Raw genomic sequence first — 24,032 nt, 5'->3', positions numbered from 1 at the left:
CGTGAAAGTCACTTGAATCGCGGGGTTCATCACTCTTAATCCGTAAAGACAATCGCTTCATAAGCCGTTCGAAGACGATTGAGTGCTTCATCCAATTGACTGCGCGGACATCCGAAGTTCAATCGCTCAAAGGCTGAAGCATTTTTTCCAAATGGTTGTCCGTGCGTCAAGGCGAGACCGGCCTGTTCCACTAACCATTCCGCCCGTTCCTTCGAATCAAACGGAAGTGCTCGGCAGTCAATCCAAAGCAAAAAGGTCGCGTCCGGTACAACGACAGTGAGACGTGGCATTTCTGTTTGAACCCGCTCGACGGCATGGTTTCGGTTCTCCTCAAGATAAAGCAGCAACTCCCGTAACCACGCTTCACTGTTGGGATCGGTATAAGCAGCAATGATGGCCGTTGTTGCAAAAGCATTCGGGTGGACAAAGTTTGCTTGCTGTACCTGCTCGATTTTGAGTCGCAAGTCTGCATTCGGTACAATCAGATAAGACGCATACAGCCCCGGGATATTAAATGTTTTAGAAGGTGCACTGACTAATATCACCTGATCATAATCAAAGGCAATGATCGGGTGATGGGTCGCTTCGGAAAACAGCAGGTCAGCGTGGATTTCATCCGATAACACATAAACGCCGTATTTTTTAGCGAGTGCAACCAACCGTTGCAATTCATCGTAACTGAATACACGGCCGGTCGGATTATGCGGATTACATAAAATAATCATGCGGGCGGTCTTCATTTGCTTTTCCAGCATAGAAAAGTCGATCTCATACCGGTCATTTTGCAAGCGGAGCGGATTTTCAATTAAACGTCGTCCATTTGCTTCGATGACATGATGGAAAGGCGGATAGACCGGAGTCTGGATGATGATTTCGTCGTTTTCTTCGGTCAAGGCCAATACACTGTGCGCGAGGGCGGGCACAACACCGTTTGAATAAAGAATCGTCGCCGGATCAACCGATTGATTGTATCGTTTTTTAAACCAATGCTGAATCGCGTATTTTGCTTCTTCTTCGAACAGGGAATATCCGAAATTGCCGCTTGCAGCCCGTTTCGTCAAGGCTTTCGTAATGGAGTCGGCAGGGCGGACGTCCATATCCGCAACCCACATCGGAATCAGTTCATCTGATCCGAACAACTGTTTCAAACCATCCCATTTGACGGAACCGGTTTGTCTTTTTTCCAAAATTTCATCGAACATATGCTCATTCATTCTGATCAGTCCTTTCTCTAAAAAAGTTACCATATCTTCACAGTACCGAATGCCTCTTATTTCGGCAAGCTGGAAAAATAGAGGTTTTAAAAAATGAGCCCATGGGAAAACTCAATATCGTACACAAAAAAAGGACGGGGTGGATTTTATGTTACATTCAAAAGTGTTAGTAGGACGATCACCAGAAGAACTCGAAGAACGACTTAACCAATTCTTTGAGGAAAACGGTGTCGGTTCAAATTCAATCATCACACTCAAATTCTCGACATTCGTCGCATCGAAAGCGGATGAACATTATTCTGTGTTGATTGTCTTTGATAACTCATTAACTAAAACAGTCCTTTAATGTATCATCAAAACGGTTAGGGGAAAGGGTTCCTCTAACCGCTTTTTTTCTATATTTGTGAAAAAGTTGAATTTCATATTGGGTTACGTTATACTAATATTAGAAAAAACAGGCTTCCGTAGGTTAATGGCAGACCTCAGCAATGGTAATGCTGCAGTGCGAGTTCGATTCTCGCCGGAAGCATCAAAATAAACAGGTCTTCCGTCACAAGTCAATCACTTGAACGGGAGGCCTGTTTTTTTGTCCAGAACAGGAACAGATTGTGAAGGAGACATCCATGAATCAATTAAATGTTTCGATTGGTAACGAAATCAAACGGATCCGGCAAGAGCGGAATTGGACACAATCCGAACTATGTCAGGGAATTTGCAGTCAGGCAGAAATCAGTAAAATCGAGAATGGACGCAACTCACCCACGGTTGATTTGTTGCAACAAATTGCAGAACGCTTTCATGTTCCGGTCTCGTCCTTTTTTATCAATGAAGAGAAAAAAACAAATTTTCGAATGCGCGATCAAGAAATAATCCATCTTACACGTCTGAATCAATATGCTGAAATATTTAAACGCATTGATCAATATTTGGCGGAAGAAACGGACAAAGAAATCATCATTTTATTGCGTTATCATAAATTGATTATTGAAGAACAAACGAACATTATCGATTACCGAACGTGTATCTCACAACTTTTGAATGTATCAGCAGAGGAAAAATTGATTGAAGAGTCGTTTCTGCTGTATTTAAGAATTCAAATGTCGATTGCGATTTTATATACGAATTACGGCGAGTATCGTCGTGCGGACTCCATTTACTCCCTGCTGTTTGAGATTGAATATGATACGATCGAATACAAGGAAGTTAAATTAAAAATTGTATACAACTACATCCGCAACTTGATTAAACAGAAGGAATTTTCTCTAATTTTAAAAAAAACAGAGGCAGCAATTACCGAAAGCAATCAGTTAAAGGATACAAGTTTGCTAGGACACTTTTACTATCAACGGGGATACGCACTGGAGCAGTTAAATAGTCCTTCAGAGCGGACTCAGGAAGCTTATACACTTGCCTATAGTATCTTCTTGGCAACCGGAAATACTTCATTCGCGACTATATTAGAAGTTCATTTATCAGATAGGATGTATTTTTCGTTAAAATCAATTTAAAAACCTGTTATGAGACAATAGTCAGAAGAGAATAGAAAGGTAAATTATGATGAAATCGTTACCCCATATGATTGGAAATGAAATCAAACGGATTCGTAAAGAAAAGAAAATGACACAAAAAGAATTGTGCGACGGCATATGTAGCCAGGCAGAAATCAGTAAGATTGAAAATGGACGCAACTCGCCAACGATTGACTTATTGCAACAAATCTCGAAACGATTGCGTGTACCACTTTCTTTATTATTTCGGGACCAATTGGAGAGTGACGCATTCCGGGAGGCCGATAATCATTTATCCAGTCTGTTTCGTGAGCAGAAATATCAAGAGATGAGACTAGAATTATTACGAACTGACGCGATTCATCACAATGAAATCCGGCTGTTGAAAGCGTATTTTACGATTTTGTTAGAGGTAAAGACGGAGAAAATTGATTACCGTACTGCTTCAGCATTGTTATCACGACTGACGGATCAAGAAGATATCTGGTACGAATCACCTAAAATGTTCATTCGGATCAAGATGGCAATATCAAATCTGCACGTAGAGAATGAACAGTATCATTTGGCGGAAAAAGTTTACGAAGAGTTGGAAGAACTGACGTACGACACGGAAGAATTAAAAAAACAATTGATTAAGGTTTATTACAACCATTCTCAATTGTTGACCTATGAGAAAAAATACAAAGCCGGCTTGAAAATTACAGAAAAAGGACTAAGCTACAGTTTATCTTTGAATGATGCTTCTTTCATCGCTCATTTTTATTATCAACGTGGTTATTATCATGAAGTGATGTTGGGTGATGACAGTTCACCGGCACAACGGGATTATACAATTTCATATGCGTTGTTTCGTGCCTTTCATCTGCATACCTATGAAGAAATCGTTCTTAAAGGAAAAGAACGATTTCTACTGTTTACATTTTAAAATGTTTCCCCGGCCTTCTCACATGCGGAGAGGGCTTTTTTAGTGAGTTCATCCGCGCGGTCCGGATATTGTTGGTGGCCTTCCAAAATGATCGTTTGAACATCTTCAATGCCGAAGAAACGGAGTATGTCGAGCATGTAACGAACGGCATGTTCGGAGTCCGCTTTATCGGATGTCGAATAGTCACCGCCGCGTGAATGCAGCAACAATACTTGTTTTCCTTTCACCAATCCGATCGATCCTTCTGCGGTATAACGGAATGTCTGACCGGCTTGCGCCAGATAGTCCATATAGTTATGGAGGGGAGCCGGAACGGTCAAGTTCCACATCGGGAAAGAGAAGACGATTTTGTCCGAGTCGAGAAATCCGGTCAGGTATTCTTGTAATTTTCCGATCGGAACATCGTCATCGGGATCTACCGATTCTCCGCGAAACAGTTTGGCGGCAGCGGATGCGAGGCGTAAATCAAAAAACGGTAACCGTTCCTCAAATAAATTGAGAACGACGATTTCGTCCTCCGGATGATGTGTCCGGTAGCTTGAAAGAAAGGCTTCATTCATATGCGAGCTGATCCCTTTCTTTTGATGGGTACTGTCATTGGCTTCGATAAATAAAAGACGGCTCATGATTTAACACTCCTTTCAATCTTTATTAGTCAATTACCCGAATGAAGACTTCTTTAGACGTGAGGAATTAAAACCAAATCAATGGAGGAATTAGGTTTTAATTCCAACTCGATAAGGAAAAGAAGAGGACGAAGTCACGGGAAGGAGAGAAGATTATGAAGGCACATGAACGTCCTTCATCGACGAATTTTCACTACCATCGCGAAGTAAACGCCAATTACCAGCTGTTCGGAATGATTATTTTTGTGCTGACTAGCTGTGGTTCCATTTTATATATCTTCTCGAGCAACATCAGTTCGTCTGGATTGCAGTGGTCTGAAGTGTGGCGTGCTTTTTTGATTTTTATTGTGGGTGGTGTACAGTTTCTGATTGGGAAAAGCAGTCTTAGCGACCGATGGAAACCGCATATGATGTCGAGTGTCTTCTTATTGATCCCGTTCATCAACTATCCGTATATAAACAATGGGGCACAGACTGTGTGGGCCGCATCGTTGTTATTTGTATTGGCCTCCCTGGTCGTCATTAACCGGACGATGTTACTGTATGCGACGGCAATCAGCGTTTTATCACTCCTGTACGTCTGGTTAAAAGCACCGGCAGGCATGTCAAACTTCAGTTCAACGGATCATATCGCACGGATCGGACTGATTTTGATTGCTACACTGATCAGTCTGTTGATTCATAGACAGTATGTTTCACGGCTGGAACGAAACATCGACTACTTAGCTCGATTTAAGGAACAAGCATTTTTTGATTCGGTCACGGAACTGGCGAACCGGTCTTTTTTTGTGATTGAAACGGAAAAAAAAGCGGTCGCGGGAGATATCATCTGTCTGATTGATTTGGATGATTTCAAGACAGTCAATGATGCATTCGGTTACCGAACGGGAGACCGGACGTTGCATATCATCGGAAAACGGTTGATGACGCGTTTTTCCGATTGTATCGTCGCTAAAGCGAGTGGAAGTGCCTTTTTATTACATGCGACGTCCGCGCAACCGGATCAGTTATGCGATGAGATTTTAGCCAGTATTTCTGAACGTGTCCAAATCGATTTTAAGCAAATTAATGTAACGGCAAGCATCGGGGTGTCATTCGTTAACGGGGAATCGATTGATCATGTCATCAATGATGCCGAGATTGCTTTATTTACAGCAAAGTCAAATCGTAAAAATACGTTTGCGATCACGGATCAGGTGACTCAAAATGAACGCAAACGAGCCATGCAACTGACACGTGATCTGTATGATGCTGATCTTGACCGGGACTTTTTCGTATTGTTTCAACCGCAAGTCAGCGCAACTAATCACTGCATCACGGGTGCAGAAGCACTAGTCCGGTGGAATCATCCGAAATACGGGTTGATTTCTCCGCTGGAATTCATTCCGTTGGCAGAACGGACACGATTCATCGAAACACTTGGAGGATGGGTAATGCGTAAAGCCTGCCTGCAAGGTCAGCAATGGTTGGAACAAGGACGAAAACCAATCACGATTGCCGTTAATGTCTCGCCTTCGCAGTTGCGTCAAGAAGACTTTACCAAAAAGGTATTGGAGATTTTACGATCAACCGGTTTTCCGCCTTACTTATTGGAAATCGAAATGACAGAACATATTTTTATCGAAGGAATGGCACAAATAATCGAGACATTAAATGAATTGCATCTCCACGGGATCCGGATTGCGCTTGACGATTTTGGAACCGGCTTTTCTTCGATGCAGACGCTCGTCGAATTACCTTTTGATCAGTTGAAAATTCCGAAAGAGATTGTCCGGGCGGCGATTGACTCGGAAGAAAAACGAGCCATCGTCAAGATGATCATTCAATTAGGAGATCGGTTGAAGATGACGATTGTCGCGGAAGGAATCGAAGCGATGGTGGAAGCGGAACTTTTGACAGGGTTAGGGTGCCAGACGCTTCAAGGCTATTTGTTCCATAAACCATTGGAAGCACTATCCGTCGAACCATTGCTCGACCAACAAGCTTGAACTACCTCCACCAACGCTATGCTAAGAGGTGAAGGATTCCTGAGTTATCCGACCTATTGGTCTGAAATTTATCAGGCTAACCCCGTCGTCCCGACGGTTGGATTTTAATCTTGTCAGTTTCTTTTGTGCGGACGCTTACTCTGCTTGGTTTTCGCTACTTCGGTCATCTGCAAGGTGAACGTTGAAGATTTTACGTGACAGACGAACTTCCAGTCACAACCCTATACCTTCAGTTTTCAAAGAACACGACGTATTGTTTTTTTCCTGGTTTTAAGTGTTTTCAAACCGAAAACGTCGGGCAATTGACGTGTCGTAAGACACGCCTTGCCCGAAGGCGATTCATCTCCCACCTACGCTGGGCTTTGTCCGAGACACTTAGAGGTGAGAGTATTCTCGCCTAATTTTGATAAAAAAAGCTCAACCTGTTTTCTACAGACGTCCTCGTGACGAAAGTGAAAAACGGTTGAGCTTTTTTACGTTATAGATAGCGGGCGAAACGCCGTTCGAGCATTTCTTGTCCGGCGGCGATGACGGCACAGATTCCCCAGTAGATGAAGGCGATGACAAAATAAACTGTCATGTAGTCAAACTCCCGTCCGCCGACGATTTTTGCCCGTTGAAAAATCTCCGGCACCGTAATCATGGCAGCGAGCGAAGAGGCTTTTACCAAATCAAGAAGGACATTTGATAACGGGGGGATTGCCAGGCGGACGGCCTGCGGCAAGATAATGCCGACGAACACACGGTATCTGGAAAGCCCGAGCGATTGTGCCGCTTCTTGTTGCCCGCGATCAACGGACAAAAGTGACGAACGAATGATTTCAGCCATATAGGCAGCACTGTTCAGACTGAAACCGGCAATGGCAGCGGTCAAGGCATCGAGTTGAATGTTGATGACCGGTAAACCAAAGTAAAACATGAATAATAAGACGAGAATCGGTACACCGCGCATGAAGGAGATGTAGAGAGTGGCGACTGTCCGTAACAGACGTGATGCAGATAAGCGTGCCAAAGCAAGCAATAAGCCAAGTCCAAGACCAATCAACATGCTGAGTATCGAAATCCAAAGCGTATGACCGAGCCCTCCTAAGATGTAGGGAAACGCTTCTTTTGCTAATTCCGGGTTAAAGACAGACCGCCATTCAATCTCAGAGAAACTGTTCAATTCACGTCGACGAGCGTCGTCTTGACATCAGGCATTTTCGAGACGTCTTTGTTGGCATAAAATGTCTTCGACAATTTGGCGAGCGTGCCGTCTTCTTTCATTTCATCGATTTCAGCATTGATGTTCGACTGTAACTCTTTGTTGTCCAAGTCCATGATGAGTCCGACTTGGCTTGGGTTATAGGCAATATCAGGGTGAATCGTGATGTCGAAATCTTTGAAGAAGTCGACGGCAAGGCTCTGGAGATAATAATCGTTTAAGATGACGTCCGTCCGTCCGTTAGAGACATCACGTAAATATTGATCATTCGTGGCATTATCATATGTGACTTCCTTGGCACCGTATTTCTTGGCCACTTGCATGTACGTTGTCGTCGCTTCTCCAGCTGCTTTTTTCCCTTTTAAATCTTCGAGGGACTTGATGCCGGATAAATCACTTTTACGGACGATCGCTGTCCCGTACGTATATTTGTAAGGTTTAGAGAAGGCAAACTTTCCTTTACGTTCTTCCGTAATCGTAATATCGTTGGCCGCTAAATCCACTTGACCGGTGTTCACACTTGTCAGCATTCCGTCGAAAGACATTTCTTTGAAGGCGACTTTTAAATCAAGACGTTTTGCGATTTCTTTGACGACTTCGACATCAAACCCGGTCAATTTGTTACTTTTTTCTTCGTGGAAAGATGTCGGATAAAGGGTACCTGCTGTTGCAACGGTCAAGGTTCCTTCTTTTTTAATTTTATCGTATGCGGTCATTTGTTTTTCTTCCTGACCACATGCACTAAGGACCAGGGCCGTTCCTGCAATCAAGAGACCCGTCCATTTTACAGAGTTTTTCATTTTAATATTCTCCTTTTCCAAACAAGCACTGATAATTTATTTTCTATTTAAAAATACCACGGAAAAAGGAATTACGGCAAAAATGAACAGCCTCTTAAAAAATATTTTATTCAAAAAAATTATTCATCTATATGTAAGCGTTATCATCACGATGAGACGGTCTATCAAGGGATGGGAGAACTCAAATTTTGGAAATATACATGGTAGCGAATAAACATAAAAGAGTGTAAAGTATATTTTAACAGAATATACAGAAAATTTAGAACGGTTAGGAGCGTGGTAACATGTCATTTCATCAAATACCGCAGCGGCAAGGACTTTATGATCCGAGACAAGAACACGATGCGTGTGGAATCGGGGTTTATGCTCATCGGACGGGACGAGCCAGTCATGAAATCGTTCAAAACGCCTTGAATATGTTGTGTCAGATGGAACATCGGGGAGGACAAGGAAGTGATGCGAAAACCGGCGACGGAGCCGGCATCCTCACGCAAATACCAGATCGTCTCTTCCGTCAAGCCTTACGAAATGTCCATCTGCCGCGCAGTGGGGACTACGGGGTCATGATGATGTTTTTACCGCGGGAAGACCGGTTGCGTCAACGGTTGGAACGGGCTTTGGAATCCATCATTTTATCAGAAGGACAACGCTTGATCGAATGGCGGACGGTCCCGGTCACGAACACTGTGATTGGAGAAAAAGCCCGTCAAACGGAACCTGTTATCCGGCAATGCTTCATTGAAGCAAACAAAGTGGAAGGACTGGCGTTCGAACGGGCATTGTTCCTGATTCGCCGCTTATTTGAACGGGAAGCGGAGCAGCTTGGCATTGAACAATACGTCTTAAGCAGCTCAAGCGAAACGATCGTTTACAAAGGACTTGTGACAACCGATCAGCTTGGTTTATATTTTGATGATTTACAGGATGAACGGTATCAGTCCGGCTTTGCGATCGTTCACTCGAGATTCAGTACGAACACGTTTCCGAGCTGGAAACGTGCCCATCCAAACCGTTATTTAATCCATAACGGTGAAATCAATACACTACAAGGAAACGTCCGGGCGATGCGGAGCCGTGAAAACGGGTTGGCCAAGACGACGTACGGCCGTCGAGGGAAAGATGTCCTGCCGATTCTGGACGAATCGGGCAGCGATTCCTCGATGCTGGATAATGCGTTCGAGTTTTTATATCTGTCCGGATTGACGCTTGCGGAAACTGCCTTGATGCTAGTACCGGAACCGTTTGAACACGCAGAGGTGCGACCGGCAAAACGGGCCTATTACGAATACCACAGTAGCATGATGGAGCCGTGGGATGGACCGTCGGCGATTGTCTTCACGAATGGGAAACAGATCGGCGCGACACTCGACCGGAATGGTCTGCGACCTGCGCGGTATATGATGATGCGGGATGGTCATTTTATGTTGTCTTCCGAATCCGGTGTCTTACCAATTGCAGAACACGATATTTTATTTAAGAAACGCCTTGTTCCGGGAGAGCTGCTACTGCTTGATTTTGCATCCGGTCAATTGATTTCAGATGAAGAGGTTAAGCGTGAACTGGCGATGCGTCATCCGTATGCCGAATGGTTGGCAGAAGAAATGATTACCTTACCGGCAGACGTCAGAACGGAAGAGGTCTCGAATCTCGGAACGTTACAACGTTTATTCGGTTATACACGGGAAGACATCGACCAATACTTGATTCCGCTCGTGGAAGAGAAAAAAGATCCGTTAGGGGCGATGGGAACGGATATCCCGCTTGCTGTCCTCAGTGAGCGGCCGCAATCCTTATTCCGCTACTTCAAACAGTTATTCGCACAAGTGACGAATCCGCCGATTGATGCATTGCGGGAACAAATTGTCACGTCGACGATGACCTGGCTTGGTCAGCAAGGGGAATTGTTGACACCGAACCGGCAGAATTGCCGTCGAATTCGTCTCGCCTCACCGGTTCTTACGCCAGCGGAAGCAGCGGCGCTCAAACAGACGAAACTTGCCCACAAGACACTTTCGACAGTGTTTGACGGTCAACTGGAGGAAGCACTCGAAGCGTTACTCGAGCAAGCTGTCCATGCGGTCCGGGGAGGCTGTGAACTGTTGATTCTTTCTGACCGGAATGTCCGGCCGGGTGCTGTACCAATGCCGATTCTACTTGTCACGAGCGCCATTCATCACCATTTGATCCGGGAAGGGTTACGGACGAAGGCCAGTTTGATCATCGAAGGCGGCGAAGTCCGGGAAGTCCATCATTTTGCCGCCTTAGTCGGATACGGAGCCGATGCCATTCATCCGTATCTCGTCTATGCGACGTTACAGGATGCGGTTGACGAAACGATGCCGGATTATGCCGAACGATACCGGTCGGCAGTGACGGAGGGTGTGGTCAAAGTCATGTCAAAGATGGGCATTTCGACGGTCTTCAGTTACCGCGGGGCTCAAATTTTCGAAGCGGTCGGTATTTCCGAAGAGGTCATCGACCGGTACTTCACGGGAACCGTCTCGCAACTCGACGGTTTGACCTTGGCATTGATTGAACAAGAAGCACTTCGTCAACATGAAGAAGGAGTCAAGCGGACACGGCTTGAGTCCGGCAGCGTTTTCCGCTATCGCCATGACGGCGAACATCATGCCTTCAACCCGGCAACGATTCATCTGTTGCAACATGCCTGCCGGACCGGACGGTATGATTTGTTTAAAACCTATTCTTCGCGGATCCAGGAAGAACCGGCGACGTTTTTACGTCACCTGATGTCTTTCCGGGAAACAACCCCGATTCCGCTTGCCGAAGTGGAACCGGTCAGTGAAATCGTCAAATATTTCAAGACGGGAGCGATGTCTTACGGCTCGTTGTCGAAAGAAGCGCACGAGACGTTAGCCATCGCGATGAACCGGCTCGGCGGTAAAAGTAACAGCGGTGAGGGCGGCGAAGAAGAGGAACGATACCAGTTAGATGAAAACGGGGATTCCCGGATGAGCCGGATCAAACAGATTGCATCCGGACGATTCGGTGTCACGAGTGACTACCTTGTTCATGCCGACGAATTGCAAATTAAGGTGGCGCAAGGGGCGAAGCCGGGAGAAGGCGGACAGCTGCCGGGTGAAAAAGTTTATCCGTGGATTGCGCGTGTCCGTGCCTCGACACCGGGTGTCGGATTGATTTCACCTCCGCCGCACCATGATATTTATTCAATCGAGGATTTGGCGCAGCTGATTCATGACTTGAAACGCGCGAATGACCGGGCGCGGATCAGTGTCAAACTGGTCGCAAAAGGCGGTGTCGGAACGATTGCTGCCGGCGTCGCCAAAGGACTGGCCGATGTCATCGTCATCAGCGGTCATGACGGGGGAACCGGTGCTTCACCGAAGACCAGCATTCAGCATACGGGATTACCGTGGGAACTGGGCTTGGCCGAAACCCATCAAACACTGGCCTTAAACGGATTACGGGACCGTGTCGTTTTGGAAACGGACGGAAAGTTATTGACGGGACGCGATGTCGTCATCGCTGCGATGCTCGGTGCCAATGAATACGGCTTTGCAACGGCACCGTTAATTGCCGTCGGTTGCATCATGATGCGGGCCTGCCATCTCGATACATGTCCGGTCGGCGTGGCAACACAAGATCCGAAGCTTCGTGAGAAATTTACAGGGTCAGCGGATCATGTCGTTCACTTCATGGAATTTGTCGCCGAAGAAGTCCGCGAATATTTAGCGCAACTCGGTGTAAGACGGTTAGCCGATTTAGTCGGCCGGACGGATCTGTTGCAATCATCGGACCGGTTAAAGACGCACTGGAAAGCAGCCAGTCTCGATTTATCCCGCCTGTTCGTCATGCCGGGATATTCACCCGAAAACCGGCAGTACCAGGAGCATCACGTCTCAGCTTCTTTTGACGGGCGTGAACTGGAAACGCTCATCACGGATCAATCGTTTACAGAACAACAAACCTTTACCTTCCCGGTCACCAATACGGACCGGGCAATCGGAACGAATACCGGATCCCGTTTGACACGGCTGTATGGAGCGATGGGGCTTCCGACGGATCGGTTAACGCTCAATCTGACGGGTTCAGCCGGTCAAAGTCTTGGTGCATATATCCCGCGTGGTATGACATTAAATGTGTCGGGAGATGCCAACGATTATGTCGGTAAAGGATTATCCGGCGGGGTCATTGCCGTGCGCCCGCAGGCAAAATCCAGTTTCGTCTCCTCGGATCAGGTCATCATCGGAAATGTGGCACTGTACGGGGCAACGAGTGGAGAGCTTTACGTCAACGGTCAGGCCGGGGAACGATTCGCTGTCCGGAACAGCGGAGCGACAGCAGTCGTCGAAGGAATCGGCAACCACGGTCTCGAGTATATGACGGGCGGAAGTGTCGTCATATTAGGAGATGTCGGACTGAACTTTGCCGCCGGAATGTCCGGCGGCGTCGCGTACGTCTTACCGAAAGATGTCACCCGTTTTGAGGCCCGGATCAACCGGGAGCTTGTCGTAACGGGAGCCGTTTCGGACCCTGAAGAGGCAACCCGCTTAAAAACATTCATCGAGCGGCATGTCGCCCGGACGAACAGTGAACAAGGTCATGCGATTTTAGCAAACTGGGATCATGTCCTCAGCTCATTCATTCGTGTCATTCCGTCGACATATCAAGCGGTGACGACTTTAATGGCGGGATATGCGCAACAGGGACACAATACGGAAGAAGCGATGCTGTTGGCATTTGAAACGCATATCGGACGCGGAACAGGAGGGAAACAATGAAGAGACGGGATCAATTCATGAACGTTCCCCGCCAGGCAGGCAAGGAACGTGACAGCAGTGAACGAATTGGTGATTTTAACGAGTATAAAGAACGTTTTTCTGAAACGGAAGCTTCGGAACAGGCGAGCCGTTGTATGGATTGCGGGACACCGTTTTGCCATGTCGGTGAGACATATAGTCAAGTCAAAATCGGTTGTCCGGTCTACAACTTAATTCCCGAGTGGAACGTACTGGTCGAACAGGGCAACTTCCAGGAAGCCCTTGAACGGCTGCAGGAAACGAATAATTTTCCTGAATTCACGGGCCGGGTCTGTCCCGCGCCCTGTGAAGGATCGTGTACGCTGTCCATCAATGAACCTGCTGTCACCATTAAACAGATCGAACGGACCATTATCGATATCGGTTTTGAGAACGGGTGGGTCCAACCGCGTATTCCGTCAGTCAGAAGCCAGCACCGGATTGCGATTGTCGGTTCTGGTCCGGCAGGCTTAGCGGCAGCCGATCAATTGAATCAAGCAGGGCATCACGTGACCGTCTTTGAACGGGAAGATCAAGTCGGCGGTCTGTTGACGTACGGGATTCCGGCGATGAAGCTTTCAAAAGATATCGTCGCCCGCCGTGTCCGATTGCTTGAAACGGAAGGCATCACATTTAAAACCGGTGTCACGATTGGTCTTGATGTCTCACTGGATCAACTGGAAGCCGATTACGATGCCGTCATCCTCTGTGTCGGTGCAACCGAGCCCCGCAAAATACCGGACGCACCGGGTCAGGGCGTCGGATACGCGATGGACTATTTGACGAGTGTGACACGGCAACTCCTGACCGGACAATCTTTGATTGACCTGCATGATACACGGGGGAAAGATGTCCTTGTCATCGGAGGCGGAGATACAGGCGCCGACTGTGTGGCGACGGCACTGCGGCAAGGTTGCCGCTCCGTCGTTCAGTTCGGCAAACACCAGATGCCGGGCTCAACACGGACAGCGGACAATATGTGGCCGGATACACCGAACCTGTTCACTCTCGATTACGGGTATGAGGAAGCACACGTGCAGTTTGGTCGCGATCCCCGGGAATACTTGATTGCAATCGAGCGTTATACGACGGATGAAGCAGGCCGATTGACCGGTGTCTGGACGATTTATAATGACAAAATCCGTCATGCCGACGGACGGGTGGAGTTTCAGAAGCTTCCCGGAACCGAAAAATATTATCCGGTTGATACAATGTTGATTGCCATCGGCTTCAGCGGCGTCGAGCAGGATGTTCTGCGGCACCTACCGGTTGCGTCACAAAACGGTAAGATTAAAACGATGGCATATGCGACCGACCGACCGGGGGTCTTTGCCGCCGGCGACGCCCGTCGTGGTCAGTCCTTGATTGTTTGGGCGATCCGCGAAGGACGGGAAGTCGCTGAAAAAGTCGAACAACATCTTTTAACCGTGCATAAACAAACCGGGTGACCCGGATTAGACATGGAAAACGTTCGAACCTCCTCAGGCGGGAGATTCGAACGTTTTTTTGATCTGTCAGGAATTTTGGACAAGATTAAAAAAAGAAATTAAATAAACCGGTTTATCATCGCCCCGTTTTTAAGCGCTCTCAGATAGGATAAAAGGGAAGGGGTGAATAGGATGGATATGATGACCATTATCTTTGTCTGCGACTCGGGCCTAGTCAGCAGTGTCATGGGGGCAAAAGTCTTACGGGATCGATTACAAAAAGAGCGATTATCTGTCACGGTTGAAACGTGTCGGGCCAAAGAAATTCCGGCAGATGTCAGCTTTTTGGTCGGTCCCCGGCAAATCGTTGTAAATCTTCCGGTTAATGCCTCGTGTCGGGTATTTGCCATTGATCATTTGTTGGCAACGGCATCCTATGATTTTTTAATTGAGACCATTAGAAATGAGTTGATGCAAAGTGACTGATTTTACGGCCCGTGAGCGAGAAATCTTGTTTTATTTACTGACGAAATCAGAACCGGTTCAGATTCAGGAAATCGCAGAAGCACTCGAAACTTCGGAACGGACGATTCAACGGGAACGAGACCGGCTTGGGCAAACCGTAGCACCGTTTCAGTTGGAACTGGTTTATGTACGGGGGCGCGGTTTACAGCTGAATGGGGATGAGGGACAGAAGCGGGAACTGCGTGAAGCGCTATTGTTATCCCATCGTCAGTTACCCTCAGCGGAAGACCGGCAAGTCGAACTCGCATACCGCCTTTTGCAGGAACAAGGAATGATCAAACTGCAGGCTTTGGCACATGCCATGTACATCGCGCCAAGTACGATCAGTCAAGATTTAGAACGGATTGATGAATGGTTCTGTCAGTATGCACTGGAATTAAAACGTAAAAAGGGGTTAGGGGCTGAAGTCATCGGCGAAGAAATCAACAAACGACGGTTGCTGGTCTCGTTGATTTTTACGCAATGGGATGTCCTTGTCCTTTTACCGGTTCCTGCAAGGTCATGTCGATCAACTGCCGCATCTGCTTCAGATTCAGCAGCGGGAGTGGATTGAAGCGATTAACCAATCGTATGCCGTGATTGCTCCTTTGACGAAACAGCAGGATATCAGTGATCGACTTCTCATGCGGGCGACGCTGAGTTTAGCCGTTCAAGCGATTCGGATGGACCAGTTTCCGATGGTCTATGAATTAAAAGCATATCCGCTCGAAGTCTTGCATCACGTCGATACGCTACAGCAACGGTTGCCGTACCCCTTATCGATTGCCGAGCGGCAATGGATTTCTGAAGAGTTGCGGAATTTTCAACAAGATCAGCTGGAGACCGGCGAAGAACTGGTTATTCGTCTGCGTGTCAAACGACTGATCGAACAGGTCTCCTTATTGTACGGAGAAGGTTTCACAGAGGACCGGGCGCTCGAACACGGGTTGGTCAGTCACATCATGTCATATACGAAACAAAACATCGTGAATCCGTCTTATGTCATTAAACAGATCGAACGGGAGTACCCGCGTTTGTTTGACGCTGTTAAACAAGCCGCTGAATTCGTCTTCAACGATCAAACGTTTGTGGATTATGACTTAGCCTTTTGGGTGATGCACTTTGGCGCTGTTTTAAGTAAACCGTTGCCGAAAACACCCTACCGTGTACTCGTCGTCTGTTCGGCGGGACTCGGATCGTCGAAATTACTGATGAACCGGTTACGGCATGAATTTACCGAACTCGAGCAAGTCGAAAGTTCGTCTCTCTTTGGCATTGGACGTCTCCAACTGAAGGATTATGACTTTGTGTTATCGACGGTGCCGTTGCCGGACATTAGTCAACCGCATCTGCTCGTCAATCCGTTACTGCCGAAAGAAGAAGTTGACCGAATCCGGAAATTACTTGTCTCCCTACCGAAATCGTTCCAATCTCCCGTCCGTCAGGAGTCATCGGGATGGCTGGATTTAGTTCGATTGGAAGAATTGGTCAAGACGGCCCGCCAATTGAGTGACGCGTTTTCCATTGAAACGATTGCTTCGCAAACGGAAGGGTTAGAAGAAATCCTTCTTGAAATCAGCAATGGACTGGTCGAAAAAAACGTCACCTCGTCGGCCGTCCAATTATCGGCGCAATTGTTACGGCGTCACGAGATGTCTGGACTCGGCATTCCCGGGACACGGTTGGCTTTATTCCATGGTCGCGACGAATCGATTCATCGTGGAGGGTTCTTCATCTATGAGCTGGATCAACCGATTGATCTTTTGGGGATGGATCAGCTCATTCAACCGGTCGAACGGATTTTAGTACTCGCGGCACCAGAAGAAGCGACGGATCAACTGCTGCAACTGCTCAGCTCAATCAGTGGTGCGATCATCGAAAATGATGAACAAACCCATCAATTTGAATACGGGGATGTTCATCAACTGCAACAGATTTTGAACCGGACATTCCGGAAGGTCATCGAAAGAGAGCTCGAGGCGGTCGAGCAACCGATTAATTTCTCATGAGGACAACAAATCAGAAGAACCATTCGTTGATACGGATGGTTCTTTTGGTCTTGTCCAAGTAATCTGACAAAACGTGAACTAGGAAAGATTGAGTAAGCGTTTCCATAGCGCATACAATAAGGGCATAGCAAAGCACTTATCATACAATGCAAACGAAATGGAGGGTACACCAATGACAACAACACAAGAAGGAAAACGTGGACTCCGTGTCCAGGTACAACGGTTTGGAAGTTTCCTCAGCGGGATGGTCATGCCGAACATCGGTGCATTCATCGCCTGGGGGGATCATCACGGCGTTATTCATTCCGACCGGGTGGGCATCGAATAAAAGTCTGGCGGAGTTAGTCGGTCCGACGATTACGTATCTGTTGCCGCTACTGATTGGGTTTACCGGCGGGAAATTGATGCATGACGTTCGCGTAGGAGTCGTCGGGGCACTGGCGACGATGGGGGTCATCGTCGGAACAGAAATTCCGATGTTCCTCGGCGCAATGTTCATGGGACCACTCGGCGGATTTACCATCAAGAAATTTGATCAACTAATTGAAGGCAAAGTTAAACCGGGTCTTGAGATGCTCGTTAACAATTTCTCGGTCGGGATTATCGGTGGTTTGTTGATGATCGGTGGCTTTAAACTGTTTGGTCCGCTGATGACGGGACTGGACGATATCATGGCAGCGGCTGTTGGAGCGATCGTCAGTGCTCATTTGCTGCCACTTGCGAGTCTGTTCATCGAACCGGCTAAAATCTTGTTCCTCAACAATGCCATTAACCACGGAATCTTAAGTCCGCTCGGTTTGGACCAAGTTAGTGAAGCCGGAAAATCGGTTCTGTTTTTACTCGAAGCGAATCCGGGACCGGGTCTCGGCTTGTTACTCGCTTATTCGGTCTTCGGTTCAGGTGCAGCGAAAAAGACAGCACCAGGGGCAGCCTTTATCCAGTTCATCAGCGGGATTCATGAAATCTACTTCCCGTATGTGCTGATGAAACCGGTTCTCTTGCTCGCCATGATTGCCGGCGGTATGAGCGGTATCCTCACTTTCGTCTTATTTGATGTCGGTCTGGTCGCACCGGCTTCACCAGGAAGTATCATTGCTGTCCTTGCGATGGCATCTCGCGGTTCATATGTCGGTCTTGTTGCCGGTATCCTAATTTCTGCATCCGTTACGTTTGTTGTTTCGTCTGTCTTGCTCAAAACGAGTAAAGCAAAAGAGACATCGCTTGAAGAAGCAACGGCTAATGTCAGCGCGATGAAAGGTAAAAATTCGATTGCTTCCTCGCTTGTTTCAGCGGAATCTGCAACTTCATTAGCAGAAGTCGAACACATCATTTTTGCCTGCGACGCCGGAATGGGATCGAGTGCAATGGGCGCATCCGTCTTACGCAACAAAATTAATAAAGCCGGACTGCCGATTAAAGTAACGAACACGTCGATCAGTCAACTCCCGACAGATGCCGAATTCATCATCACGCACCAGGATTTGACGCAACGGGCGAAGGAACGAGTACCGCAAGCTGAACATCGGTCCGTCGAAAACTTCTTGAATGCAGGTTACTATGATCAACTGGTTCACGAAATCGAAACAGCACGCAATAAAATTTCTTAAAAAATAGACAGGAGTGAATGAAGGATGGCAACTGCGATGAAACTGGAAAAAGAAATGGTGTTACTGAATCAACAGTTTAATACGGACGAGGAAGCGATTGAAGCAGCAGGAACATTGCTCGTCGATCATGGATATGTCCGTCCGAACTATATCGAATCGATGAAAACCCGTCACCGGTTATCGACGGTCTACATCGGAAACCATGTCGCGATTCCTCATGGGACGGAAGAGTCAAAAGAAGAAGTCTTAAAAACAGGATTATCCATTCTACAGGTTCCGAACGGTGTGTCGTTCGGAACCGAACAGGCAAAGCTGATCATCGGGATTGCCGGCATCGGTGACGAACACCTGGAACTGCTGTCGCACATTGCCATTATTTGTTCGGATGAAGAGAATGTCGAGCAGTTGGTCAAAGCGCAAACAGCCGAAGACATTATTCAGCTGTTATCTGTGGAGGTGTAAGCTATGAAAGCCGTTCATTTTGGTGCAGGAAATATCGGTCGGGGCTTCATCGGCTTACAATTGGTTAAATCAGGTTATGATGTCTGTTTCATTGACGTGAATGCCGAAGTCGTCGAAGCGTTGAAAACGCGCGGGGCGTATACGGTCGGTTATGCGGCGGAAGAAGCAGCGGTGGAAGAGGTGTCGCGCGTCACAGCATTGAACAGTCAGACTGAAGCCGAGCGGGTAGTCGAAGCCATCGCGACAGCCGATGTCGTGACGACAGCTGTCGGACCGACGTTGCTTGCGAGAATTGCTCCCTTGCTTGCGGAAGGACTCAAACAACGGACGACAACCCAAAACGTCTTTGTGATCGCATGTGAAAACATGATCGAAGGATCCAGTCATTTGCAGCAAGAAGTGATGCATTATCTTGAGTCAACGCCAGGCAATGTCTTTTTCCCGAATGCCGCCGTCGACCGGATTGTCCCGTTGCAACACCATGAAGATCCGTTATACGTCGAAGTCGAACCGTTTTTCGAGTGGGTTATTGAGACAAAGGCGTTACCGGATGATTATCCGGTGTTCGAAGGTGTGACATACGTGGCAGACATCACACCGTTCATCGAACGGAAATTATTCACCGTCAACACCGGACATGCGATCGCCTCTTACCTCGGTGCATTGTTTGGAAAAGAGACGATTGCTGAAAGTCTGCAGGATGTCCGTGTCCGGCGCGGCGTACAAAGTGCCTTGTATGAAACCGGATGGTTACTGCTTGAAAAATATGGCTTTGATCCGAAAGATCACAGCGCCTATATTCAAAAAAACATTAAACGATTTGAAAATCCGCGGATTCATGATGAAATCGTCCGTGTTGCCCGTTCACCGATCCGAAAGCTCGGGCCACGCGACCGGTTGGTCAAACCGGCCCGCGAATTAATGGACCGTGGTATCGAGGCGAATGGATTAGCTCTGGGGATTGCTGCGGCTTTAACCTACTCCGATCCAAATTATTCAGAATATTCTGAATTAAATACCTTTATTGAACAAAACGGCATCCAAGAAACCGTCGCGACTTATCTGGGACTGGAAGCAGACGAACGTCTCAGTCAACTGATTGTCAGTCAGTATGAACAGATGCACCCGATGAGTGATTCCATTGCCTGATCCCGTTTGACCTGAACCAGTTCCGGTGTTTGCCGGAGACTGGTTTTTTTGTCTTTAAATCCAATTGTTTTAGGAAAAGCACCCAAGTTTTCTAATTTCCAAATCTTTAACATAAATTCATAGTCTTGTGTATAACAGATTTAGAATATTCGTTATCGAATATTTTTAACGGTTTTTGCGATGTACGCTATAGAAACGGAACTATTCTCCGATCCGATTCTTAGTTAAGAGAAGGTGGAATTATGCTGAATTATAAAGTGAACGTATATATGGCTAAAGGAACACGATTAAAATCAAACCATTCGATGGCAGCAAAACACTTGATTTACACGAGTCAATTTTCATCTCATACACCGGTCGAACTGATTCATCAATTGCTGTTGAACCGCCTGACCCTCGAACAAGAACAGAACCCGCACTTGATGTATACACTCGAAGTCAATACTGTCGTCGACCAATACGTGATTGATGTCCGTCTTTCCTCTGAAGAGGACGTATCGGACACGGTGGAACGCGGACTGATTGAATTGATTGAACGGGAAGAAGTGAGACATATCCAGGCACTTGAAATCGGAAAACCGGATTACGCCGAATTTGCGCATCTGGTCCTGCATGTCAAACCGGGAGCTCTTCGCGTCGATCAAGAGAAAATGCAACATGTCTTTGATGGATCCGGCGTTCAAGGGCGAATCATCCTGCAAAAAGAGCGGATCGACAGCCGAGAACCGTGTCACTCGATTCAATTGTTGATAGGCGGGATGGAGAAGAGTTTATACAGTCTCTCGCATTACCAGCTGGATCCGCTGTTCCGGAAATTCGGTTTAGTCATCCAGTCCTTGAATCTGTTGCCGTTTGATCTGTTCTTGATTCGTGACAAAGTGGCGATGTTATCCTCCGCTGACGCTACCCGGCTGTGGATCGATGATATTACGACTTCTAAAAACGGCAGAAGCCATCAAATCTGCTTCAAGGATGGTCAAGAATTCATGACGGTCATCTGTGATTTACACGGCTCGATCCGCTCCTATAAATGCTCTTAAGACAGTCTTTAACGTTTAACATAGTTTCATTTCGGTTAAATCCTTTAGAGAAGAAGCTGAAGCTAAAGAATTGGAGATGAAGGCTATGTTATCAGAAAAGCAAATTGAGACATTCAAAACACGTTTGTTAAAGGAAAAAAATAAAACGGAAACAAATATTGAAAATCGCGAAGTCGACTATGATACAGGGGAACTGTCGAGCTACGACAACCACCCGGGCGATTCGGGAGACGAATTGTTTTTACGGGAACGCGATCAAGCAATGACAGACATGCAGGAAGAAATGTTATCGGACGTCGATGTCGCGTTAAAAGCAATTGAAGATGGCACGTACGGAATCTGTAAAGTCTGTGGCAAAGAGATTGAAATCGAACGTCTTGATATCATTCCGGAAACGTTATTATGTATCGAAGACGCGAAAAAAGAAGAAGAGCAGCTTGGAAACGATCCGACATCGCGCCCGAGTGAAGAGGCGGTCCTTGATCCATCCGTTACGGCAACCGGTAAAGACATCGACGGGGCAACTGACGGATTCAGTAAAGTCGGTGAGTTCGGAAACTCGGATACACCTTCTGATAAAGAGGACGGCATCGATCCGACACGCTGATTCGACCAATCCACACGTCAATCCTTTTTTTGGAGATGACGTGTTTTTTTTGTGAAAAAAAATCTTTAAAAAATATCGGAAAATTTTGACTTTTATAAAACATTTGGTACGATAGAAACAAGAAGACATTTCGATAGGGGTAAAATGAAAGCGCATACATGAGGTACCTTCTCGTCGGTTGACCATTTTATTTGAGGGAGGAACAATCAGATGATTTATGAGATTCCAAACACGCAAGGGTCAAAGGTACAATACAAGGATCGTTATGAAAATTTCATTAACGGAAAATGGACGGCACCGGTCGGTGGAGAATATTTTGATAACGTGACGCCGATTACCGGGAAAGTATTATGTCAAGTAGCCCGTTCAGGGAAAGAAGATGTCGAGTTGGCACTGGATGCGGCACATGCGGCAAAAGATGCCTGGGGCAAGACATCAGTCGCAGAGCGGTCAAACATCTTAAATAAAATTGCGAATCGGATGGAAGAAAATCTTGAGATGCTCGCCTATGCGGAAACGCTCGAAAATGGGAAAGCAGTCCGTGAGACACTGAATGCCGATCTTCCGCTTGCCATCGATCACTTCCGGTACTTTGCAGGTGTCATCCGGGCCCAAGAAGGTTCAATCGGGGAACTCGACAACGATACAGTCGCTTATCATTTCCATGAGCCACTTGGAGTCGTCGGTCAGATCATCCCGTGGAACTTCCCGATTTTAATGGCTGTCTGGAAACTCGCACCGGCACTCGCGGCAGGAAACTGTGTCGTCTTGAAACCGGCGGAACAAACACCGGCAAGTATTTTACTGATGACGGAACTGATTGAAGACTTATTACCTCCGGGTGTCCTGAATATCGTCAACGGTTTCGGACTGGAAGCCGGAAAACCGCTCGCCTCAAGCAAGCGGATTGCGAAAATCGCCTTTACGGGTGAAACAACGACGGGACGACTCATCATGCAGTATGCGTCGCAAAACATCATTCCGGTTACACTCGAGCTCGGCGGGAAATCACCAAACATCTTCTTTGCTGATATCATGGATGCCGATGATGCCTTTTTCGATAAAGCAATCGAAGGATTATTGATGTTTGCCTTGAACCAAGGGGAGGTCTGTACGTGTCCATCACGTGCCTTGATTGAAGAATCCATCTACGAGCCATTCATGGAACGGGTCCTCGAACGTGTCAAAGCGATCAAACTTGGTAATCCGCTGGATGCTGATGTAATGATGGGTGCTCAAGCATCGAGTGAACAAATGGAGAAAATTTTGTCGTATCTCGAAATCGGAAAATCGGAAGGGGCCGAGTGTCTGATTGGCGGCGAACGGAACCATCTTGACGGTGACCTCGCGGATGGTTATTACATTCAACCAACGATTTTCAAAGGAAACAACAAGATGCGGATTTTCCAAGAAGAGATTTTTGGGCCAGTCCTGTCCGTCACGACATTTAAAACAGAAGAAGAAGCACTGCAAATTGCCAATGACACGCTGTACGGCTTAGGTGCCGGTGTCTGGACGCGTGACATGAACCGGGCATACCGCTTCGGACGCGCGATTGAAGCAGGACGCGTCTGGACAAACTGTTACCACCAATATCCGGCACATGCTGCGTTCGGCGGTTACAAAATGTCGGGAATCGGCCGTGAAAATCATAAAATGATGCTTAACCATTACCAGCGGACAAAAAATCTTCTCGTCAGCTACAGCCCGGATAAACTTGGTTTCTTCTAATCGAAGAAAGGATGTGGCGACATGGTCGAACGTGTACTTGCGACCGATGCCGGCTTGGAATTGATTGAACTGCTAAAAGCAAAACACGGACCGTTAATGTTTCATCAATCGGGTGGATGTTGTGACGGCAGTTCCCCGATGTGTTTTGCGGAAGGCGATTTATTTTTAGGCGATCAAGATTTATTGATCGGTACAATCGGCGGCTGTCCGTTTTATATTCATGAGGATCAATACGCCTACTGGAAACATACGCAACTGATCATTGATGTCGTTGATGGTCGAGGCGGAATGTTTTCCTTGGAAGGCGTCGAGGGGAAACGGTTTTTAACACGTTCTCGTGCTTTTACGTCTGAAGAATATGCGGAGCTCACAGCTACTGCCAAACCATAGAACAATCAAAAGAAGACACCTCGCCCGAGTATTTAAGTGCTTATGACTTAGATACACCGG

19 protein-coding genes, 1 tRNA gene and 1 pseudogene are annotated in these 24,032 nt (G+C 47.0%); 17 read left to right on the top strand and 4 right to left on the bottom strand.

Going from position 1 to position 24,032, the window contains the following annotated elements; all coding sequences use genetic code 11:
- Positions 1–35: 35 nt before the first annotated feature.
- Complete coding sequence (locus EXIG_RS08915; RefSeq protein WP_012370602.1) at positions 36–1,214, bottom strand: MalY/PatB family protein; 1,179 nt, start codon at positions 1,212–1,214, stop codon at positions 36–38.
- Positions 1,215–1,362: 148 nt separating this feature from the next.
- Between EXIG_RS08915 and EXIG_RS08910 the strand changes: the two genes are divergently transcribed.
- The 4 genes from EXIG_RS08910 (at position 1,363) to EXIG_RS15605 (ending at position 3,647) form a co-directional block, all read left to right on the top strand.
- On the top strand, positions 1,363–1,560 hold the full coding sequence (locus EXIG_RS08910; protein ID WP_012370601.1) for a hypothetical protein: 198 nt from the start codon (positions 1,363–1,365) through the stop codon (positions 1,558–1,560).
- Between the two features lie 112 nt (positions 1,561–1,672).
- Positions 1,673–1,743 (top strand) — tRNA-Thr (locus EXIG_RS08905).
- 94 nt (positions 1,744–1,837) lie between these two features.
- Complete coding sequence (locus EXIG_RS08900) at positions 1,838–2,722, top strand: helix-turn-helix domain-containing protein (RefSeq protein ID WP_012370600.1); 885 nt, start codon at positions 1,838–1,840, stop codon at positions 2,720–2,722.
- A 46-nt stretch (positions 2,723–2,768) separates the two neighbouring features.
- Entirely contained in the window at positions 2,769–3,647 is an 879-nt protein-coding gene (locus tag EXIG_RS15605) for a helix-turn-helix domain-containing protein (RefSeq protein ID WP_012370599.1), read from the top strand.
- Here EXIG_RS15605 and EXIG_RS08890 read toward each other — a convergent pair.
- Positions 3,644–4,273, bottom strand: coding sequence for an FMN-dependent NADH-azoreductase (locus EXIG_RS08890; protein ID WP_012370598.1), 630 nt, complete (start codon positions 4,271–4,273; stop codon positions 3,644–3,646). The two genes, EXIG_RS15605 and EXIG_RS08890, sit on opposite strands and share 4 nt — an antisense overlap.
- Positions 4,274–4,428: 155 nt before the next feature.
- Between EXIG_RS08890 and EXIG_RS08885 the strand changes: the two genes are divergently transcribed.
- A complete protein-coding gene (locus EXIG_RS08885; protein WP_012370597.1) occupies positions 4,429–6,261 on the top strand; it encodes a putative bifunctional diguanylate cyclase/phosphodiesterase in 1,833 nt (610 codons plus the stop codon).
- Between the two features lie 478 nt (positions 6,262–6,739).
- On the opposite strand, the gene EXIG_RS08880 is transcribed toward EXIG_RS08885, so the two are convergent.
- Both EXIG_RS08880 and EXIG_RS08875 read right to left on the bottom strand, forming a co-directional pair.
- On the bottom strand, positions 6,740–7,426 hold the full coding sequence (locus EXIG_RS08880) for an amino acid ABC transporter permease (protein WP_012370596.1): 687 nt from the start codon (positions 7,424–7,426) through the stop codon (positions 6,740–6,742).
- Entirely contained in the window at positions 7,423–8,265 is an 843-nt protein-coding gene (locus EXIG_RS08875; protein WP_012370595.1) for a transporter substrate-binding domain-containing protein, read from the bottom strand. Before EXIG_RS08875 ends, EXIG_RS08880 begins: the two co-directional genes overlap by 4 nt.
- A 284-nt stretch (positions 8,266–8,549) precedes the next feature.
- Between EXIG_RS08875 and gltB the strand changes: the two genes are divergently transcribed.
- The 12 genes and pseudogenes from gltB (at position 8,550) to EXIG_RS08815 (ending at position 23,972) form a co-directional block, all read left to right on the top strand.
- The gene (gene gltB, locus EXIG_RS08870; RefSeq protein ID WP_012370594.1) at positions 8,550–13,028 is read left to right on the top strand and encodes a glutamate synthase large subunit; all 4,479 of its coding nucleotides are present in this window, start codon (positions 8,550–8,552) and stop codon (positions 13,026–13,028) included.
- Positions 13,025–14,494, top strand: a complete 1,470-nt coding sequence (locus EXIG_RS08865) for a glutamate synthase subunit beta (RefSeq protein WP_012370593.1) — start codon at positions 13,025–13,027, stop codon at positions 14,492–14,494. Before gltB ends, EXIG_RS08865 begins: the two co-directional genes overlap by 4 nt.
- A gap of 177 nt (positions 14,495–14,671) precedes the next feature.
- Complete coding sequence (locus tag EXIG_RS08860; RefSeq protein ID WP_012370592.1) at positions 14,672–14,959, top strand: PTS sugar transporter subunit IIB; 288 nt, start codon at positions 14,672–14,674, stop codon at positions 14,957–14,959.
- Entirely contained in the window at positions 14,952–15,551 is a 600-nt protein-coding gene (locus tag EXIG_RS08855; protein WP_041261634.1) for a BglG family transcription antiterminator, read from the top strand. Before EXIG_RS08860 ends, EXIG_RS08855 begins: the two co-directional genes overlap by 8 nt.
- Positions 15,466–16,986: a BglG family transcription antiterminator gene (locus EXIG_RS08850; protein WP_081432753.1), complete on the top strand. Its 1,521-nt coding sequence runs from the start codon at positions 15,466–15,468 to the stop codon at positions 16,984–16,986. The genes EXIG_RS08855 and EXIG_RS08850 overlap by 86 nt, the downstream gene beginning before the upstream one ends.
- A gap of 172 nt (positions 16,987–17,158) precedes the next feature.
- Positions 17,159–18,593, top strand: a pseudogene (locus EXIG_RS08845) (PTS mannitol transporter subunit IIBC).
- A gap of 24 nt (positions 18,594–18,617) precedes the next feature.
- Complete coding sequence (locus EXIG_RS16070; protein ID WP_012370590.1) at positions 18,618–19,055, top strand: PTS mannitol transporter subunit IIA; 438 nt, start codon at positions 18,618–18,620, stop codon at positions 19,053–19,055.
- Positions 19,056–19,058: 3 nt separating this feature from the next.
- On the top strand, positions 19,059–20,204 hold the full coding sequence (locus tag EXIG_RS08835) for a mannitol-1-phosphate 5-dehydrogenase (protein ID WP_012370589.1): 1,146 nt from the start codon (positions 19,059–19,061) through the stop codon (positions 20,202–20,204).
- 269 nt (positions 20,205–20,473) lie between these two features.
- The gene (locus tag EXIG_RS08830) at positions 20,474–21,244 is read left to right on the top strand and encodes a hypothetical protein (protein WP_234944522.1); all 771 of its coding nucleotides are present in this window, start codon (positions 20,474–20,476) and stop codon (positions 21,242–21,244) included.
- 85 nt (positions 21,245–21,329) lie between these two features.
- The gene (locus EXIG_RS08825; RefSeq protein ID WP_012370587.1) at positions 21,330–21,851 is read left to right on the top strand and encodes a TraR/DksA C4-type zinc finger protein; all 522 of its coding nucleotides are present in this window, start codon (positions 21,330–21,332) and stop codon (positions 21,849–21,851) included.
- 210 nt (positions 21,852–22,061) lie between these two features.
- Positions 22,062–23,582, top strand: a complete 1,521-nt coding sequence (adh, locus tag EXIG_RS08820; RefSeq protein WP_012370586.1) for an aldehyde dehydrogenase — start codon at positions 22,062–22,064, stop codon at positions 23,580–23,582.
- Positions 23,583–23,603: 21 nt separating this feature from the next.
- Entirely contained in the window at positions 23,604–23,972 is a 369-nt protein-coding gene (locus tag EXIG_RS08815) for a DUF779 domain-containing protein (protein ID WP_012370585.1), read from the top strand.
- Positions 23,973–24,032: the final 60 nt, after the last annotated feature.

It is taken from the genome of Exiguobacterium artemiae 255-15, from assembly GCF_000019905.1.
Classification (GTDB): domain Bacteria; phylum Bacillota; class Bacilli; order Exiguobacteriales; family Exiguobacteriaceae; genus Exiguobacterium_A; species Exiguobacterium_A artemiae.
This window is presented reverse-complemented; position numbering and strand designations above follow the sequence as displayed.

What these genes read in the sequence shown, in the direction of transcription:
- EXIG_RS08915 (WP_012370602.1), bottom strand. Translation starts at nt 1,214, where the DNA reads ATGAATGAGCATATGTTCGATGAAATTTTGGAAAAAAGACAAACCGGT.
- EXIG_RS08910 (WP_012370601.1), top strand. Translation starts at nt 1,363, where the DNA reads ATGTTACATTCAAAAGTGTTAGTAGGACGATCACCAGAAGAACTCGAA.
- EXIG_RS08900 (WP_012370600.1), top strand. Translation starts at nt 1,838, where the DNA reads ATGAATCAATTAAATGTTTCGATTGGTAACGAAATCAAACGGATCCGG.
- EXIG_RS15605 (WP_012370599.1), top strand. Translation starts at nt 2,769, where the DNA reads ATGATGAAATCGTTACCCCATATGATTGGAAATGAAATCAAACGGATT.
- EXIG_RS08890 (WP_012370598.1), bottom strand. Translation starts at nt 4,273, where the DNA reads ATGAGCCGTCTTTTATTTATCGAAGCCAATGACAGTACCCATCAAAAG.
- EXIG_RS08885 (WP_012370597.1), top strand. Translation starts at nt 4,429, where the DNA reads ATGAAGGCACATGAACGTCCTTCATCGACGAATTTTCACTACCATCGC.
- EXIG_RS08875 (WP_012370595.1), bottom strand. Translation starts at nt 8,265, where the DNA reads ATGAAAAACTCTGTAAAATGGACGGGTCTCTTGATTGCAGGAACGGCC.
- gltB (WP_012370594.1), top strand. Translation starts at nt 8,550, where the DNA reads ATGTCATTTCATCAAATACCGCAGCGGCAAGGACTTTATGATCCGAGA.
- EXIG_RS08865 (WP_012370593.1), top strand. Translation starts at nt 13,025, where the DNA reads ATGAAGAGACGGGATCAATTCATGAACGTTCCCCGCCAGGCAGGCAAG.
- EXIG_RS08860 (WP_012370592.1), top strand. Translation starts at nt 14,672, where the DNA reads ATGATGACCATTATCTTTGTCTGCGACTCGGGCCTAGTCAGCAGTGTC.
- EXIG_RS08850 (WP_081432753.1), top strand. Translation starts at nt 15,466, where the DNA reads ATGTCCTTGTCCTTTTACCGGTTCCTGCAAGGTCATGTCGATCAACTG.
- EXIG_RS16070 (WP_012370590.1), top strand. Translation starts at nt 18,618, where the DNA reads ATGGCAACTGCGATGAAACTGGAAAAAGAAATGGTGTTACTGAATCAA.
- EXIG_RS08835 (WP_012370589.1), top strand. Translation starts at nt 19,059, where the DNA reads ATGAAAGCCGTTCATTTTGGTGCAGGAAATATCGGTCGGGGCTTCATC.
- EXIG_RS08830 (WP_234944522.1), top strand. Translation starts at nt 20,474, where the DNA reads ATGGCTAAAGGAACACGATTAAAATCAAACCATTCGATGGCAGCAAAA.
- EXIG_RS08825 (WP_012370587.1), top strand. Translation starts at nt 21,330, where the DNA reads ATGTTATCAGAAAAGCAAATTGAGACATTCAAAACACGTTTGTTAAAG.
- adh (WP_012370586.1), top strand. Translation starts at nt 22,062, where the DNA reads ATGATTTATGAGATTCCAAACACGCAAGGGTCAAAGGTACAATACAAG.
- EXIG_RS08815 (WP_012370585.1), top strand. Translation starts at nt 23,604, where the DNA reads ATGGTCGAACGTGTACTTGCGACCGATGCCGGCTTGGAATTGATTGAA.